Below are 17,250 nucleotides of genomic sequence, written 5' to 3' on the forward strand. Positions count from 1 at the left end.
CTGCTACGGGGCTCTGTGGTAGCAGCCCGCTCCGAGGGCGAAATCCACGGGGCGTGCCAGACCTGTCGCGGTCGGAGCCCGCTGCTACGGGGCCTGTGGTAGCAGCCCGCTCCGAGGGCGAAATCCACGTCGGTGCCAGGCCTGTTGCGGTCGGTACCCAAGGGGCATGCCAAGCCCGCTGCTACGGGGCCTGTGGTAGCAGCCCGCTCCGAGGGCGAAATCCACGTCGGTGCCAGGCCTGTTGCGGTCGGTACCCAAGGGGCATGCCAAGCCCGCTGCTACGGGGTTCTGTGGTAGCAGCCCGCTCCGAGGGCGATATCCACGTACGGTGCCAGGCCTGTCGCGGTCGGAGCCCGCTGCTACGGGGCTCTGTGGTAGCAGCCCGCTCCGAGGGCGATATCCACGGACCGTGCCGGAACCCTCGCGGTCAGTACCCAAGGGGCATGCCAAGCCCGCTGCTACGGGCCTGGGAGGTTTGCCGCAGCAATAACCCCCTGCTACGTTTTACGCTGGTTGATGCCAGAGATAACAGGGAGGTTAGGTATGGCGACTGCAGGCTTTCGTAGCCAGAATCTACGTAAGGGGCGCAGTTCAGTGCCCCAGCAGATATACATGATCACTACCGTCACCCATCATCGGCTGCCGCTCTTCACAGATATCCAAACTGGCCGTTGTGTGGTTAAAGCACTTCAGGAGGCTAGTTCCTCCGCTCGAACCCTCGCCTTTGTCGTGATGCCCGACCACCTCCACTGGCTGATGCAGTTGAACGAGGGATATTCCTTGTCCCAGAGCGTTCAGTTCGTCAAAAGCACCTCCAGCCGGTTGATTAACCGATCTCTATCCAAGACGGGGCGGGTATGGAGCAAAGGTTATTATGATCAAACGTTACGTCGTGAAGACGATATTATCGGGTACGCGCGCTATATCGTGGCCAACCCGCTGCGTGCCGGTTTGTGTCGATCGGTTCGGTATTACCCATTGTGGGACGCCATCTGGTTGTAAAATCCGCACCGAGGGCGAAATCCACGGGGCGTGCTAGACCTGTCGCGGTCAGTACCCAAGGGGCATGCCAAGCCCGCTGCTACGGGGGCCTGTGGTAGCAGCCCGCTCCGAGGGCGGTATCCACGGACGGTGCCAGGCCTGTTGCGGTCGGTACCCAAGGGGCATGCCAAGCCCGCTGCTACGGGGCCCTGTCGTAGCAGCCCGCTCCGAGGGCGATATCCACGGACGGTGCCAGACCTGTCGCGGTCGGTACCCAAGGGGCATGCCAAGCCCGCTGCTACGGGGCCCTGTGGTAGCAGCCCGCTCCGAGGGCGACACCCACGGCGGTGCAGGGCCAGTCTGTAATCTCTACTTGGACAGGTATTTGATGCCTGCTTCCAGCCCTTCCAGCGTTAGCGGATACATATGGCCGTCGACCAGCTGGTTGATCAGCTCGATGCTCTGGGTGTACTGCCAGTAGCGTTGCTGGGCCGGGTTCAGCCAGATCACCTTGTCCCAGTTGGCCATGATCCGCTGCAGCCAGACCTGGCCAGGCTCCTCGTTCATGTGCTCGACACTGCCGTACTGGCTGACGATTTCGTAGGGCGACATCGAGGCGTCGCCGACGAAGATTACCCGGTAGTCGCGGGTATAGGTATGCAGCACGTCCAGGGTATCGATAGTGTTGTCGAAGCGGCGGCCGTTGTCCTGCCACAACTTCTCGTAGACGCAGTTGTGGAAGTAGAAATACTCCAGGTGCTTGAACTCGCTGCGGGCGGCGGAGAACAGCTCCTCGCAGGTGCGGATGTACGGGTCCATCGAGCCGCCGACGTCCAGGAACAGCAGTACCTTGGCGGCATTGTGGCGCTCCGGCACCAGCTTCAGGTCCAGCAGGCCGGCGTTGTTGGCGGTGGAGCGGATGGTGTCGTCCAGGTCCAGCTGGTCGGCGGCGCCGGTACGGGCGAACTTGCGCAGCTTGCGCAGTGCCACCTTGATGTTGCGGGTGCCCAGCTCGACGCTGTCGTCCAGGTTGCGGAACTGGCGTTTCTCCCACACCTTGACCGCGCGCTTGTTCTTGCTCTGGCCGCCGATGCGGATCCCTTCCGGGTTGTAGCCGCTGTGACCGAACGGCGAGGTGCCGCCGGTGCCGACCCACTTGTTGCCGCCGGCGTGGCGTTTCTGCTGCTCGTCGAGCCGTTCGCGCAGCGTCTCCAGCAGCTTCTCCAGCCCGCCCATCGCCTCTATCTGGGCTTTCTCCTCGTCGCTGAGCTGCTTGATGAAGTCGGCTTCCAGCCAGTGCTCGGGGATCAGCGCCTCGGCAAAGCCCTCAAGCGATTCCAGCCCCTTGAAGTAGTGGCCGAACGCCTGGTCGAAGCGGTCGAAGTACTTCTCGTCCTTGACCAGGCAGAGCCGCGCCAGCAGGTAGAATTCGTCGATGCTGCCGAAGGCGAGCCGCTGCTGCAGCGCTTCCAGCAGCACCAGCAGCTCCTTGATGGTGACCGGCACCTGCGCCCGGCGCAGGGTGTAGAAGAAATCGATCAGCATCAGCGCGACTCGCGGCGGGCCATGAATGCCAGCCGCTGCAGCATGTGCAGGTCCTGCTCGTTCTTCAGCAGGGCGCCGTACAGCGGTGGGATCGCCTGGCGGCTGTCGCGGTTCTGCAATACCTCGGCCGGGATGTTGTCGGCCAGCAGCAGCTTGAGCCAGTCGATCAGCTCGGAGGTGGAGGGCTTCTTCTTCAGGCTGTTGATCTCGCGGACCTGGAAGAAGATCTCCAGCGCTTCGCGTACCAGTGCCTGCTGGATATCCGGGTAGTGGACCTGCACGATCTGCTGCATGGTCTGCTTGTCCGGGAAGTTGATGTAGTGGAAGAAACAGCGGCGCAGGAAGGCGTCCGGCAGCTCTTTCTCGTTATTACTGGTGATGATGATGATCGGCCGGTGCCTGGCCTGAATACGCTGGCCGGTCTCGTACACCGAGAACTCCATCTTATCCAGCTCGACCAGCAGATCGTTGGGGAACTCGATGTCCGCCTTGTCGATCTCGTCGATCAGCAGCACCACCTGCTCGTCGGCTTCGAACGCCTGCCACAGCATCCCCTTGCGGATGTAGTTGCCGATGTCGTGCACCCGCTCGTCGCCGAGCTGGGAGTCGCGCAACCGCGATACCGCATCGTATTCGTACAGCCCCTGCTGGGCCTTGGTGGTGGATTTGATATGCCAGCGCAGCAGTTTCTTGCCCAGTGCGCCGGCCACCTCTTCGGCCAGCATGGTCTTGCCGGTACCGGGCTCGCCCTTCACCAGCAGCGGCCGCTGCAGGGTGATCGCGGCGTTCACCGCCATGCGCAGCTCCTCGGTGGCAACGTACTGATCGGTACCTTCAAACTTCATTGCAATGCCCTCGGCTGAAAACGTAACAGCCTGGCAGTGTACCAGAGCAATTAGGGTATATCCCAATGCTTTGGCGCGGCTGCAACAGTGCGTTGCCGGGATGGCGTATCAGGAGGGGAAAAGGGTGAAGCCGGGCAGAGAGATAATCAAGATGCCCGGCTTCATGGGCTAGCTGATGAAAGCTATAGGTTTGAGGAGCTTGCTGGACGGAAGTTCCCGCGCTGTCTGAATTTTTTGGTGCTTTGCGGATGCGGCTCTACAGAACATCATTCGTAAAACAAACAACCAGCCTTGCGGGCGATAGGCTCTGCGGTCATCGGCTCATCCGGATGGTCGCGGATAAATCCCCTCCTACTAAGAGGCGTCAACCGCCTGTGGCGGGCGACCTGGTTCGACGATCTGCTTGCCGCTTGCCGCTTGCCGCTTGCCGCTTGCCGCTTGCCGCTTTTCAGCTCGCTGAAAGCCTGAATTAGACGATTTGATAAGGGCTTCCGGCGGCCAGTCGGCACATTATGAAGTAGAGATCGAATAGCCGTGGAGGATGGCGCTTTGGTTGCGAATGACTGGCCGATCAGCCGATTGAATATGAATCTGCAGGGCATGGAGCCTTCTGCCACTGTATCGATCAACGAACGCAGCAATCAGCTGCGCGCCGAAGGCGTTCAGATCTACAAGTTGGGGTTGGGCCAGTCGCCGTTTCCGGTGCCGCCGTCGCTGGCCCAGGCGCTGCGCGACAACGCATCGCAAAAGGATTATCTGCCGTCGCAGGGGCTGCCGTCGCTGCGGCGGGCGATCGCCGATTACTACCATCGCGAGCTGTCGCTGAGCTATCAGCCGGAATCGATCCTGGTCGGGCCCGGTTCCAAGGAACTGATGTTCATCCTGCAACTGGCGCTTGATGGCGAACTACTGCTGCCGAGCCCCAGCTGGGTCTCCTACGCCCCCCAGGCGAAGATCATCGGCCGACCGGTCAACTGGTTGCCGACCCGTTACGAGGATGGCCTTAAGCTGACCGCCCAGACCCTGGAACAAAACTGCGAAAATGGGGGAGAGCGGCCGCGGCTGCTGGTGCTGAACAGCCCCAATAACCCGACCGGGGTCTGCTACCACCCCAACGAGCTGAAGGCGCTGGCCGACGTGGCGCGCCGCCACCGGTTGCTGGTGCTGTCCGACGAGATCTACGGTGCGGTGTCGTTCAGCGGCGAGCAGGACAGCATCGCCCGCTACTATCCTGAAGGCACCATCATCAGCAACGGGGTCAGCAAGTGGTGTGGCGCCGGCGGTTGGCGGCTCGGCGCCATGCTGTTCCCGCCGCAGCTGCAACCGCTGTTGCAGGCGATGATCACCATCGCCAGCGAGACGTTTACCTCCACCTCGGCACCGGTACAGTTCGCCAGTGTCTGGGCGTTCGAGGATTCCAGTGAATTGACCAGCTACCAGCGCGATTGCCGCGCTATCCTGAGCGGCCTGGGACGCCACTGCTGGCAGCGACTGCAGGCGGCGGGCGCCGAGTTGCCGGAGCCGAGCGGTGGTTTCTATCTGTTTCCCAGTTTCGAACCGCTAAGGGCGCAACTCGAGGCACGCGGCGTCAGCAACGGCCGCCAGTTGGCCGACCGACTGCTGGGGGACACTGGCGTGGCGGTCTTGCCCGGCGAGTGCTTCGGTCGGCCAGCGGAGGAGTTGTCGCTGCGATTGGCGTTCGTCGATTTCGATGGCACCCGCGCACTGGCCGGGCTGACCAACGCCAGCCGCCCTGAAGAGCACTGGCTGCGGCGCTACTGTGCGCCGGTGGTCACCGCCATCGACCTGATGGTGGACTGGCTGGGCAGTTAACCGCAATCCAGACTACATTGTCATAACTGCCTTCAATGACCATGGCCGGCTGTTGGGCTGGCCATTGCAATAAAAAAAACACAGGGAGCTGTGACGATGAGGAAAGGGATCGCTTTCAATTCTTTCAATGGTAAACGTATTGCGTTGCTGGGTGCCGGCAGCCTGCTGCTGGTGGCCTGCTCTTCACTGCCGGACCGTGAGCCGGTGGATAAGCAGGTCTGGCTGGAGCAGAACTGGAGCGAACAGCAGCGCCAGTGGTTCCACCACACCAGCCAGGGCACGGCGACCATTCCGCTACCCTATGAGTGGTTCGCCGCGCTGGAACAGCCCGGCCTGAGCCTGTTCGGCACGCCGAAGATGCTGCTCGATGCGGACTACATGCGCCAGCTGGGCTTTATCCCCGGCGAGATCAACCGGTTCAACCAGGCCGGCCTGCCGGTCGGGCTCTCGGTCGATTACGGCGCCACCAACCCGGTGACCGGCGAAAGCTATAACGCTATCGGTTTCACCTGCGCCGCCTGCCATACCGGCCAGATGACCTACAACGGCACCGCCATCCGCTATGACGGCGGCCCGGCGATGACCAACCTGCCGCAGCTGACCACCGTGCTGTTTCAGTCGATGCTGGAAACCCGCTACAGCAAACGGCGCTTCAACCGCTTTGCCGAGCGGGTATTGGGCGAGCGCAATACCGAGCAGAATCGCCAGGCGCTGAAGAAACAGTTTACCAAGGTGTTCAAGGGCTTGATCGCCAGCCAGTTCGCGGTGATCCGCGCATCGGACAACAAGGTGATCGAGGCCGACATCGAGGCCGGCCGGGAGAGCAAGATCCTGCGCGATATCGCCGAGAACATCGAGGACAACCTGCGCAATATCGAGGGCTATACCCGGCTGGACGCCCTGAACCGGATCGGCAATACGGTGTTCGCGATGGATACCGGCAAACTGGAGAACTACGTGCCGGTCAATGCGCCGGTCAACTATCCGCATATCTGGACCGCCTCCTGGTTCGACTGGGTGCAGTACGACGGTTCGGTGATGCAGCCGATGGTGCGCAATGCCGGCGAGGCGATGGGGGTGGCGGCGCTGGTCGATCTGCGCAGCGACAGTCCGAACCAGTACGCTTCGTCAATCCCGGTCAAAAATCTGTATCGCATGGAGGAGCTGCTAGCCGGACCGCATCCGTTGTCCAGCAAGCAGTTCGAAGGGCTGCGGGCACCACGTTGGCCGGACCAGATCCTCGGCCGGATCGACCTGCAGAAAGCGCGGCAGGGCGCCGGCCTGTACCGGGATAACTGCCAGCACTGCCACCTGCCGCCGACCGACAGCCAGGCGTTCTGGAGCGATAAGGTCTGGAGCGCCAAGGACCTCAGCGGCCAGCCGTTGCTGAAGATGCCGCTGGTCAAGCTGGACTATATCGGTACCGACCCCGGCCAGGCCGAGGTGCTGATGACGCGCAAGGTGAACACCGAGGGGTTGCAGCTGGGTACCGAGATCTATACCGGTGGCGAATGCAACAGCACCACCATCCAGCCGAGCAATGACACCCTGTTTGCCTTTGCGCTGGGCGCAGTGGTTCAGAACACCCTGGATCACTGGTATCGCACCCATCAGGTGCCGGCAGCGGAGCAGCGGCAGATGAACGGCGACCGGCTCAACTGCCTGCAGGCCGGTGCCGGTTACAAGGCGCGGCCGTTGAACGGCATCTGGGCCACCGCACCTTTCCTGCATAATGGCTCGGTACCGACCCTGTACCACCTGTTGTCGCCGGTCGAGGAGCGGCCCAGCGAGTTCTATCTCGGCAACCTGGAGTTCGACCCGCAACTGGTCGGTTACCAGAGCCACGAGGAGGATGGCCTGACGCTGCTGGATACCCGGCTGAAGGGCAACTCCAACCTTGGCCACGAGTTTGCCGACAAGCCGAAAGGTGGTGGCGTGATCGGCCGGGCATTGAGCGAACAGGAACGCTACGCGCTGGTGGAGTATCTGAAGACGCTGTAGTGCAGCAATTCGATTAAATCCGAAAACGCCGGTGGAAGCATCGCTACCATCGGCGTTTTTTTGCTTTCCGGTTTGTTCGTCGGTGTACGAAAAAGTCGCCCTCGGAGCGGGCTGCTACGGCAGGATCGCCTGTAGCAGAGGGCTTGGCATGCCCTTGGGTACCGACCGAGACCGGGGCGGCACGACGGTTCGAGGATGTCGCCCTCAGAGCGGGCTGCTACGACAGGCACCCGTAGCAGCGGGCTTGGCATGCCCCTTGGGTACCGACCGCGACGGGTCGGCACCGACGTGGATTTCGCCCTCGGAGCGGGCTGCTACGACAGGCCCCGTAGCAGCGGGCTTGGCATGCCCCTTGGGTACCGACCGCGACAGGCCTGGCACCGTGCGAGGGTGTCGCCCTCGGAGCGGGCTGCTACCACAGGCCCCCGTAGCAGCGGGCTTGGCATGCCCCTTGGGTACCGACCGCGACAGGCCTGGCACCGTGCGAGGGTGTCGCCCTCGGAGCGGGCTGCTACGACAGGCACCCGTAGCAGCGGGCTTGGCATGCCCCTTGGGTACCGACCGCGACAGGCCTGGCACCGTGCGAGGATGTCGCCCTCGGAGCGGGCTGCTACGACAGGCACCTGTAGCAGCGGGCTCTGACCGCGACGGGTTTGGCACCGACGTGGATGTCGCCCTCGGAGCGGGCTGCTACATACCCCGATCGACCTTAAATCAACGGTCGTTGTTAACCCATTTCTCGGCTGGTGGCTGGTAGCGGGCGAAGGCGTCCAGGATCAGCTCGGGCTGATCGTGCACGGTAACCATCTCGCGATAGTGCGGCCGCATGAACTCGGCGCTGACCATATTGTCGACGAAGTCGACCAGCCGGTCGTAGTAGCCGTTGACGTTCAGGAAGGCGCAGGGCTTGCGGTGGTAGCCGAGCTGGCCCCAGGTCCAGACCTCGAAGATCTCCTCCATGGTGCCGACTCCGCCGGGCATGGCGATATAGCCGTCGGCCAGTTCCGACATCCGCGCCTTGCGGGTGTGCATGTTGTCGACGATCTCCAGGCGGGTCAGGCCGGGGTGGGCGATCTCCTTGGTCTGCAGGTCTTCGGTGATAATGCCGGTTGCCCGGCCGCCTGCTTTCAATACCGCGTCGGCCACGGTGCCCATCAAGCCGACGTTGCCGCCACCGAATACCAGCTCTATATCGCGGGCCGCCAGTGCCTGGCCCATCGCTTCGGCCGCCTGTCGGTAGGTCGGGGAAGCTCCAAAGCTGGAGCCACAGTACACGGCAATTTTCATCGCTGTAGGTCCTTCTGCAAATGACGGAAAGGCGCCATGGAAGCGGATTTTTGGGGACTGGTCAAGTATCCAGTGTTTTCGGCCGGGGGATGGCGATCAGCGCAGCTGGCGTACCTTGAACTGGCGCCCTTTGATCTTGCCGTTGCGCAGCTTGGCCAGCGCCTTGCGTACCGCGCTGCGGCGTACCGCGACATAGGCGTGGAATTCGAAGATATCGATCTTGCCGACATCGGCGCCGGCGATGCCGTCCTGGCCGGTCAGTGCTCCGAGGATATCGCCGGGCCGTACCTTGTTCTTGCGACCGCCGTCGATCGCCAGGGTGGCCATCGACGGCGTCGGCAGCAGCTCGGGAAGCTCCGGCAGGGTAGCGGCATCGGCCCAGCTGACTTCGGCCTGCTGGTACTCTTCGATGGCGTTGACCTTGTAGGCCTCCTTCGGGGTCACCAGGCTCAGCGCCAGACCCTTCTGGCCGGCGCGGCCGGTACGGCCGATCCGGTGCACGTGCACCTCGGGGTCGCGCGACAGCTCATAGTTGATCACCGCCTGCAGGTCCTTGATATCCAGCCCGCGGGCCGCCACGTCGGTGGCCACCAGGATTGAGCAGCTCTTGTTGGCGAAGCGCACCAGCACCTGGTCGCGGATCTTCTGTTCCAGGTCGCCGTGCAGTGCCTGGGCATAGAAGCCGAGCTGGCTCAGGTAATCCGCCACCTCCTGGCAGGCTTTCTTGGTATTGCAGAACACCACTGCGGATTCCGGTTGGTGGTGGGCCAGCAGCCCGGCCAGCACCTGATTGCGCTGGTCCCGCTCGATCTCGTAGAACTGCTGCTCGATATGGCTGTGGCTGTGGATAGACTCGACGGTCACCTCCACCGGATCGGTCTGGAACTCGGCGCTGAGCTCGGAGATGCTGTCCGGGTAGGTGGCCGAGAACAGCAGCGTCTGGTGCGGTCCTGGAATATAGCTGACCACATTGCGCATCGCATCGGCGAAGCCCATGTCCAGCATCCGGTCCGCCTCGTCCAGCACCAGGGTGTTCAGATCGTCCAGGTGCAGGGTGCCCTTGCGCAGATGCTCCTGTACCCGGCCCGGCGTGCCGACCACGATATGGGCGCCGTGCTCCAGCGAGCCGATCTGCGGCCCGAACGGCATGCCGCCGCACAGGGTCAGCACCTTGATGTTCTGAGTGAAACGGGCCAGCCGGCGCAGTTCCTTGGCAACCTGGTCGGCCAGTTCCCGGGTCGGACAGAGCACCAGTGATTGCACCCGGTAGCGCTGTACTTCCAGTCGGCTGAGCAGGCCGAGCCCGAAGGCGACGGTCTTGCCGCTGCCGGTCTTGGCCTTGGCGATCACATCGCTGCCCTCCAGCATCGACGGCAGGCTCTGCGCCTGGATCGGCGTCATCTGCTCGAAACCGAGCGTATGGAGGTTTTTCAACATTGCCGGACTCAGCGGCAGCGAAGCGAAATCAGCTGTGCTCACAGGGGGACCAAATCAGTAGAGGGTGAAAAAGAGATGCGAAATCGAAGGCGACAATAGTAGCAGATTTAGCGCGGCAAGTTAGACGCACCCGCTATGAAGTTGTGTTACTGGTTTCTGTTAACTGGCAACTGTTCAATAATCAACCTTGCGTCGCAATGCCTTGTTGCGGCCGTGCTTGGTTTTGCTATCCATCCTGCGCTTTTGGGAACCGCGGGTCGGCTTGGTGGCCTTGCGCGCCTTCTGCACCACCATCGCACTACGGATCAATTCGGCCAGTCGCTGCAGCGCATCCTCGCGATTTTTCTCCTGGGTGCGGAAACGCTGGCCCTTGATGATGATCACCCCGTCGCTGCTGATGCGGTGGTCGCGCATTGCCAGCAAGCGCTCCTTGTAGATTGCCGGCAGAGACGAGGCATTGATATCGAACCGCAGGTGGACCGCGCTGGAGACCTTGTTGACGTTCTGGCCGCCGCTGCCCTGGGCACGGATATGACTCAGCTCGATCTCCTGATCGGGAATACTGACGCTATTGGAGATCGATAACATGAGGGGAACTTCCGACTACTGTCCAGCGGGGATGCTGGATTTTCCGCTCATTATAGCTTGTCCGGCTCGGTTGATCAGTGCCCGTTAACGGGAGACTTTGCTGTTTGGCTGGGAGAAGTCGAACAACTGCTTGACCGGCACCTCGAGCACATCGGCCAGCTTTTCCAGGGTATCGAACTTGGGGCCGAAGATGCCGCGTTCGATGTTGCTGATCGATTCGGTGGTCAGTCCGGTCAGGCCCGCCAACCCTTCCTGGGTGATGCCGTGACGCTTGCGAAGTTGTTTAAGTTGTTGACCGAATTGGACTTTCAGGGTGCTCATTTCACTTCCATCCTTAGCGTGAGTGCAGGATATTGAACCCGATCTTTATTGGTAATGAAGTATGGCTTCGAATTTCCGCTGCCGCCAACGCCGCAATTACCGGAGCCTCCCGGATGCGTTTCAATAGCTGTGCCGATCGGTGATTCGGGTTTTGGTGATCTTTTTTGTTATTGGATAATGCTAACAGCAAGTGGTTATTGAATGATCTTTATGACGGTTCGTCAATAACGATTTTTCTATGATTTTTGTCAATATTCGGAACACTGCGTTGGCGATTAGTTCCTAGCCTGATTGTGATGGCGGAACGAATGGGGGGGGGCTGCTAAACAAGTTCTTCGTGGGGTAGCGGGAATCATCTACATCAGGTAAACAAGCGCCGCGTGGGCACAAAAAACGTGCCCAACCTACAAGGTTGAACCTGACCGGCCAGAACGCCTCCTACAACGGGCCATCCTGTAGGAGGGGATTTATCCGCGACCAACAGAAGTTTGCCCTATTGCAGCGGTCTGGCAATCGCGTTGGCCGGATCAGTAGCTATAGGAAAGCGACAGCGAGCCGAAGGCGTGCCGCTTGGCCTGGCCGTGAAACTCCCGGCTGCGGTGGACCCGGGCGAAGCTGAGCTTCCAGCCACGGTAGAGCAGTGCCACACCGGTGGCCGCCTCGCCGACCAGCGAATGTTTGTTGACCGAATGGCTGTCTTCGAAGGTATTGCCGTCCAGGAAGATATCGCGCAGCACCCAGCGGCCGTCCATGGATACAAAGGCGTGTAGGCCCAGGTTGTTGTCGCGGCGGCTGGCCCGGTAGCGATCGTCCTGCAGGCCGGGTGCGCTGTTGTCGCCGCCGGTACGCAATGCGGAAGTACCGAAATCCTGTGGTAACCGCCAACCGAGCCGCCATTCTGCACCGCCGTTGACGAAAGTGGCGATGTTGCCCAGGCTGACGCCGGCGTGGCCGATCAGGTCGCTGCCGAGCACCCCGCCCAGCCGTGCGTTCCACAGCCGGCGCTTATGTTCGTACAGCAACTGGATGCCCGGTTCGTTCTCCAGTTGGTTGTCCCAGCCGTTGAACTTGTCGAAGCCGCGCAGCGAATGGATCCAGTCCTGGGCCTGTTCGCCCATTGCCGCCGGGCCGACGATGCCGAGATTAAGTGCCAGGGTATTGAGCCGGTTGCCGGTACGGGCATGGTAGGCGATGCCGCCATACAGCCAGCCGGCATAGGGGCGGTCGTTCGGGTCCACGTCGTAGCGCTCGATATCTTCCGGGGTGTAGATCTGCTGTCCGAGCGTCAGTACCAGGTTGCGCTGGACATTGGCATCGACCGGGTCGTCGGGGTCGGCGAGCAGCAGCCAGTCGTTGAGCCGGTTCAGCCAACCGGGCAGCTGCGGGTCGTCAAGGTAGCTGTCGATATTGGGCGATACCCAGGAGACGCGGATGCCGTTGGTGTAGTTCTGGTCGGTCTCGGCGAACAGGTCGTTTTCAAAATAAAGGTTGGCGGTCCAGGGCGCCGGCTCGGCCGGGCTGGTGCTGGCCGCTGAGACGGCAGGCAATATCAGCAGTGTGATCAGACCTGGCGCCAGCCGTATCATCAGCTGAAGATCGAGCGGTTGACCGCCCTCTTGCGCAGCTGCTTCCAGACCAGCAACAGCAGTAGGGCGAAGATAATAACCGCCTGTTGCGGCAGGCTCAGACCAAGCAGTGGCGGCGTGTTGATGGCGCACTCACTGCCGCTGTGCAGCAGTGTTTGCAGCGGATCGGCAAACGGCAACTGTTCGAGCAGTGGTTCCAGGCCGCTGATGCAGCGGGTGGCCAGCGGGTCCGGCTGCTGCTGCAGCCAGAGGTAGCGTGCCAGGCCAGCCAGGCCGGTCAGGCTTAGCAGCAGGTTGATCAGGCCGTAGAAGCGCTGGCCGGCGGTGCCGGGGTTGTGCAGAAAAGCCAGCAGAAAGACGCCGGCCATGCTCAGCAGCAGCAACCGGGTCAGCATACAGAGCGGGCAGTCGAGGGGGGTGGTGGGGGACTGCAGGTAGAGAGTGGCGGCACCGACGGCGCCCCCGCTTATCAGCAGGCCTAAAAGATTGATCCGTCGATAGTTGAGCATTTGGTGGTTGTTATTCTGGCTCAAGGTCGGTCCCTACATCTCAGAGCGCGTTATTTTTTTATCCACCGTCCATCGGAGCCGCGGATGAACTGACCGCTGGGCGCCCGTTGTTGCAACCGTTGGCCGATCCGCAGCTCCATCACACCGAGATCGACGCCGGCGTTGGCGGCTTTATCGCTATAGGCGGCGCGGCGTTTGCGGTTGATCTCCTCGACCAGCGCCCGTACCTCGCTGTTCGGTCGGCTGTCGACGATGCCGAGGTAGCCGTCGCTCTGCTCGCCGACCAGGCCGCGGGCCTTGGCGTCATCCAGCGAAAGTGCCCAGCCCGGCAGGCTGACCAGGAGCAGGGCGAGCATCATCAGCAGTGGCTTGAGCGGATTTTTCATGGTCGGGTCCCTAGAACAGATCGCTGTTTTCGTCGAACAGTGTGTCGATCTCTTTATCGACTTTCACCAGGATCTCGTGGCGGATCTTGACGTTCATATTGATCGTGATCGGCTCGTTCGGCATGGTGACCTGCACCTTCGGAGAGCAGGCCGCCAAACTGGCCGAACAGCCGAGCACGATCAACAGGCTAATCAGTATGCGTGGCTTGACCATCGCAGGCTCTCCCTTGGTCACTTGACCTTAACGGTAACGCTTCTCGATCGATTTCGTCAATCGATCGGTAATTTGCAGGGTTTTGATCAGCTGGGGCAGGTTTTCTTCAATATTGAGATTGAAATTGACCGGCTGCCCCGCATTCCAATCCGGGTTATGACCGCTTAGACGGGTATTGAGCAGGGTCGTTCCATCCGGTTGGTAATTGATGCCGACTTCCAGTTGTTGATATTGAAAGTTTTCCAGCGCCTGCAGTGCCAGGCCCAGGCTCGGCTGGCTGGCGGCCAGTGCGGCGACCCGCTGGTCTGGCTGAAAACGGATCCAGCCGCCGGGGGGATGGCTGCGGATCTGGCCGTCACTGACGCGGAATTTGCCCTGCTGGTAGTCGATCGGCACCGTGCCGGACAGTACCCCCTGGCCTGTGAGACCGGGCTGTTGCTCCAGGGCCAGCAAGCCCGCCAGTTGCAGTTGGTCCAGCGTCAGGGTGCTGTGGAAGCTGTCGTCGCGGCGAGTGTAGTTCAACGCCGCCAGGCTGGCCCGGCCGCCCAGCAGTTGCAGCTCGCTCGGTTGCAGCTCCAGCTGCCAGTTGCCGCTGGGTGGCCGGTAGAAACGGTAGCCGGTGCGCAGTTCTGTCAGTGGCAGACCGATATCGAGCCGGCGAGCGTTGAACCGGCCCTGGTCTATCAGGCTGCCTTTGGCCGTGAGACGGCTGCGCGATTGCCAGTGGCCCTGTTGCAATTCCATTTTGTCCCAGCGGGCCTGCAGCCGTTCGACATTCTGCCGGCTGCTGGCGTTCAAGGTGCCGGCCTGCCAGCGGGCCTGGCCGCGATGGTTCAGGGTGCCGGCCTGGATGCTCAGTTCCGCCGGCAGTGTCGGCAGGTAGTTGGCCAGCTGCTTTTCGATCCCTTTAAGGGCGCGCGGTTGTAGCTGCCAGCTGAGATCCAGTCGCTGATCGGCGGTGTGCCAGCCGGCCTTGCCATCCAGCTGCAATGCCAGGGCCGGGACTTTTAGTTGGTACTGCTGTTCGGCGTGTTCCGGGCTGGCATTGAAGTGACTGCTGAAATGCAATTCCGGCCACTGTTTCAGTAGCGGTTTCTGGCTGGCGGCAGGGAGCAGTTGTAAACGTTCGCTGCTAAGCCGGCCATGCAGCCGCGGCTGTGTTAATTGCAGCGGTTCCGTTGCCAGCTGCCAGTCGCTGGCGGCGAGACTGATCTGGTCCAGCTTGATCGGCGGCAGTTGCAGCTGCAGCCGTGCCTCGCCAACTCTGGCCTGGTCTGGTTGGCTTAGCGGCGCCTGCAGTTCGATCGGCTGCCGGCTGGTTAGCAGCAGAGGTCCGCCCAGCTGAGAAAGAGCGGCGGATGGCGTCAGCTGCAGCTGGCTGTCTGTTGCCAGCGAGGCGCCGAACTGGCCGGCGTCGAGCGTCAGCTGACCGCTGGCGTTGAGTTTAAGCCGCTCGATTTCGGTGGCGGTCGGGCGGCCCTGTAGCTTGATCTCGAAGTGGCCGTTCGCGGTCAGTTGTTGTTGCCATTGATTCTCGGCCAGTTGCAGCCGTTCCGGCAGTTTCACCACGCCGCTGGCCGTCAGGCTGCCGTTCAGCTCTGTGAGCGGAATGGTGTCGGTCTCCGATCGTTGCAGTGTGGCTAACCAGGGGGAGAGTTCAGCCAGGTTCAGTATCGGCGCCAGCTCCAGCTGAAAGCTGGGTGCGGTGGTTATCCGACCGTTCAATTGCAGCAGCGGCGGCTGGTCTGGACGGCGCAGCTGCCAGTGAAATTCCGATTGCCGGTTCAGGTAGAAGTCGCTCCAGCCGAGCGGCTGGTCATCGCGACTGACCAGGCTGTGGCCGATCAATTCGTCGCGGGTCAGGTCGAATGCGCCGGTGATCCGCCAGTACGGTTGCCCGGCTTGGCTGAAATGCAGGTCCAGCTGGCCAATCTGCAGCCGTTCGGCCGGTAAGCGGCCGATCAGCTCGCCGGGCAACAGCGGCAGCAGCGCCAGCTCGCCCTGTAATGGTTGGCTGCGTTCGGCGAGACTGTGCAGTTCGAGACGTGCCCGTGGGATCTGGATCTCGCTCAGGCGCCGTTCCAGCAGCAACTGCAGCGGCTGGTAGCGGATCAGGATCGGCCCGGCGTCCACCGCCAGCCGGCGCTCGTCACGTTGCCGGCTAAGTTGCAGGTGCTTGATGCGCAGTTCGTTCCAGGCCGGATGGCTGATCGAGAAGCGGGCCTGCTGGAAGCCCTGCTCGGTCAGCCAGAGTTCAACCAGCTGACGGGCGGCGTAGGGCAGCAGGGCGTAACCGAGCGTGACCGCCAGCAGCAGGACCAGGCATCCGATCAGCAGCCGACGCATCCGTTCAGTCCTCCCAGCCCTCCAACTCAAGGTCTTCCAGCCGCTCGATGGCGTCATTCAGATGGAAGATCAGGTTGGAGTAGCTATCGCTGTCCTGCTCCAGATCCAGCTCGCTGAGCCGATCGGCGGTCTGCGCCAACGACTCGCCGCGGTTGTCGACGCCGTGCTCGATCAGCAGCCACATCATCAGCCCTTTGATCTCCGCCTCTCCGGCGACCTGGTTCAGGTCGTCGAGGTAGTGCTGGCGCACCTGGCGCAGCAGCGGCTGCAGGGCATCGTTCTCGTCAGTATTGAAATAGAGTTGTAGCAGATCGTCGGCGCGGCGGATCGGCCGGTCGTCGGGCTGCAGCGCCGCATCCAGCGTTGCAGCCTCGGCAAAGTAGGTCAGTTCGGGCGGATCGCCGGTACGGATCAAAAAAAACATCAGCGGACCTTGCGTACCACGTTGAGGCCGTCGCGCACCGTCAGGAACACGTTCTCGACATTGTCGTCGGCGGCGATACGGCGGTTCATCTCAACCAGCACGTCGTCGATCTCCGATTCCGGCTGCAACACCTTGCCGGACCAGAGCACGTTGTCCAGCACGATCAGGCCGCCCGGGCGGGTCATCTCCAATACCTTCTCGTAGTAGTTCAGGTAGTTGCGCTTGTCGGCGTCGATAAAGCTGAAGTCCAGCTCCATATCGAGGGTTTCCAGCGTATCCAGTGCGCGGCCGAAGATCACCTCGATCTTGTGGCCGTGCGGGCTGCGCTCGAAGAACGTCTTGGCGAACTCGATGGCACGCGGGTTGGTTTCGCAGCAGATCATCTTGCCGTCGTCCGGCATCCCCTCGGCGATCGACAGCGCCGAGTAACCGGTGAACATGCCGATCTCTAGCACGTTCTTCGGTTGGGTCAGCTTGGCCAGCATCGCCAGGGTGCGGCCCACCAGCCGGCCGGACAGTTTTTGTGGCCAGCCCATGTTCTCGTTGGTGGCGTCGATCAGCTCCTGCAGCAGTTCCGGCTCGGCGCCGGTGTTCAGGAAGGCATAATCTTCAATCGCTTCGTTAACCAGAAATTCCGCCATGGCGTTTTCGTACTCACCTCGTTGACTGCTGTGTGCGGCGATGTTGTTTATATTCCAAGTTTTCCTGGGTCGGATTGCCGAATTGCCGGACCGCGGAGTGCCGAAACCCGGGGCACCGGACTGCCTGACCACGGACCACCGAAATAAACCGCTTGAAAGGGCGCGATCATACCATTTTTGCTGAGTTGGTGGGCTGGCTCGCCGGTCGCTGATCTTTTTCAGTGTAGCTGGCGCAGGTGGAGGAATCTGGATTGGAGCCCTACGGGCTCCTGGTCGGCTGAAGCCAACCCTACAATAAGGCGTTTT

At 61.8% G+C, this 17,250-nt stretch carries 16 protein-coding genes; 3 read left to right on the top strand and 13 right to left on the bottom strand.

Going from position 1 to position 17,250, the window contains the following annotated elements:
- The first annotated feature begins 543 nt into the window (after nt 1–543).
- Nucleotides 544–1,002, top strand: a complete 459-nt coding sequence (locus K6T12_RS06970; RefSeq protein WP_315853575.1) for an REP-associated tyrosine transposase — start codon at nt 544–546, stop codon at nt 1,000–1,002.
- Between the two features lie 348 nt (nt 1,003–1,350).
- Here K6T12_RS06970 and K6T12_RS06975 read toward each other — a convergent pair whose 3' ends face one another.
- Both K6T12_RS06975 and K6T12_RS06980 read right to left on the bottom strand, forming a co-directional pair.
- The gene (locus K6T12_RS06975) at nt 1,351–2,526 is read right to left on the bottom strand and encodes a vWA domain-containing protein (protein ID WP_222220849.1); all 1,176 of its coding nucleotides are present in this window, start codon (nt 2,524–2,526) and stop codon (nt 1,351–1,353) included.
- Nucleotides 2,526–3,371, bottom strand: coding sequence for an AAA family ATPase (locus K6T12_RS06980; RefSeq protein ID WP_222220851.1), 846 nt, complete (start codon nt 3,369–3,371; stop codon nt 2,526–2,528). Before K6T12_RS06980 ends, K6T12_RS06975 begins: the two co-directional genes overlap by 1 nt.
- Nucleotides 3,372–3,920: 549 nt before the next feature.
- Between K6T12_RS06980 and K6T12_RS06985 the strand changes: the two genes are divergently transcribed.
- Nucleotides 3,921–5,204: a pyridoxal phosphate-dependent aminotransferase gene (locus K6T12_RS06985; protein WP_255611614.1), complete on the top strand. Its 1,284-nt coding sequence runs from the start codon at nt 3,921–3,923 to the stop codon at nt 5,202–5,204.
- A 96-nt stretch (nt 5,205–5,300) separates the two neighbouring features.
- A complete protein-coding gene (locus K6T12_RS06990; protein ID WP_222220853.1) occupies nt 5,301–7,205 on the top strand; it encodes a di-heme-cytochrome C peroxidase in 1,905 nt (634 codons plus the stop codon).
- A gap of 714 nt (nt 7,206–7,919) precedes the next feature.
- On the opposite strand, the gene K6T12_RS06995 is transcribed toward K6T12_RS06990, so the two are convergent.
- From K6T12_RS06995 to K6T12_RS07045, 11 genes are all read right to left on the bottom strand, one after another.
- Nucleotides 7,920–8,492 carry an LOG family protein gene (locus K6T12_RS06995; RefSeq protein ID WP_222220855.1) on the bottom strand — a complete coding sequence of 191 codons (573 nt, stop codon included), beginning with the start codon at nt 8,490–8,492 and terminating at the stop codon, nt 7,920–7,922.
- A gap of 96 nt (nt 8,493–8,588) precedes the next feature.
- Nucleotides 8,589–9,971: an ATP-dependent RNA helicase DbpA gene (dbpA, locus tag K6T12_RS07000; protein WP_222220857.1), complete on the bottom strand. Its 1,383-nt coding sequence runs from the start codon at nt 9,969–9,971 to the stop codon at nt 8,589–8,591.
- Nucleotides 9,972–10,103: 132 nt separating this feature from the next.
- Nucleotides 10,104–10,517 (bottom strand): alternative ribosome rescue aminoacyl-tRNA hydrolase ArfB, encoded by a 414-nt coding sequence (gene arfB, locus K6T12_RS07005; RefSeq protein ID WP_222220859.1) that lies wholly within the window; start codon nt 10,515–10,517, stop codon nt 10,104–10,106.
- An 84-nt stretch (nt 10,518–10,601) separates the two neighbouring features.
- Complete coding sequence (locus K6T12_RS07010; protein ID WP_222220860.1) at nt 10,602–10,838, bottom strand: helix-turn-helix domain-containing protein; 237 nt, start codon at nt 10,836–10,838, stop codon at nt 10,602–10,604.
- Between the two features lie 527 nt (nt 10,839–11,365).
- Nucleotides 11,366–12,424, bottom strand: a complete 1,059-nt coding sequence (locus K6T12_RS07015; RefSeq protein WP_222220862.1) for a lipid A deacylase LpxR family protein — start codon at nt 12,422–12,424, stop codon at nt 11,366–11,368.
- Complete coding sequence (locus tag K6T12_RS07020; protein ID WP_222220864.1) at nt 12,424–12,957, bottom strand: disulfide bond formation protein B; 534 nt, start codon at nt 12,955–12,957, stop codon at nt 12,424–12,426. Before K6T12_RS07020 ends, K6T12_RS07015 begins: the two co-directional genes overlap by 1 nt.
- A gap of 26 nt (nt 12,958–12,983) precedes the next feature.
- A complete protein-coding gene (locus K6T12_RS07025; protein WP_222220866.1) occupies nt 12,984–13,319 on the bottom strand; it encodes a YdbL family protein in 336 nt (111 codons plus the stop codon).
- Nucleotides 13,320–13,329: 10 nt separating this feature from the next.
- Nucleotides 13,330–13,533, bottom strand: a complete 204-nt coding sequence (locus K6T12_RS07030; protein WP_255611615.1) for a YnbE family lipoprotein — start codon at nt 13,531–13,533, stop codon at nt 13,330–13,332.
- Between the two features lie 27 nt (nt 13,534–13,560).
- Nucleotides 13,561–15,879 (bottom strand): intermembrane phospholipid transport protein YdbH family protein, encoded by a 2,319-nt coding sequence (locus K6T12_RS07035; RefSeq protein ID WP_222220868.1) that lies wholly within the window; start codon nt 15,877–15,879, stop codon nt 13,561–13,563.
- 4 nt (nt 15,880–15,883) lie between these two features.
- A complete protein-coding gene (locus K6T12_RS07040; protein ID WP_222220870.1) occupies nt 15,884–16,303 on the bottom strand; it encodes a hypothetical protein in 420 nt (139 codons plus the stop codon).
- Nucleotides 16,303–16,944, bottom strand: a complete 642-nt coding sequence (locus K6T12_RS07045; protein ID WP_222220872.1) for an O-methyltransferase — start codon at nt 16,942–16,944, stop codon at nt 16,303–16,305. The genes K6T12_RS07040 and K6T12_RS07045 overlap by 1 nt, the downstream gene beginning before the upstream one ends.
- Nucleotides 16,945–17,250 lie beyond the last annotated feature (306 nt).

Origin of the sequence: Marinobacterium arenosum (genome assembly GCF_019795155.1) — a bacterium.
Classification (GTDB): domain Bacteria; phylum Pseudomonadota; class Gammaproteobacteria; order Pseudomonadales; family Balneatricaceae; genus Marinobacterium_C; species Marinobacterium_C arenosum.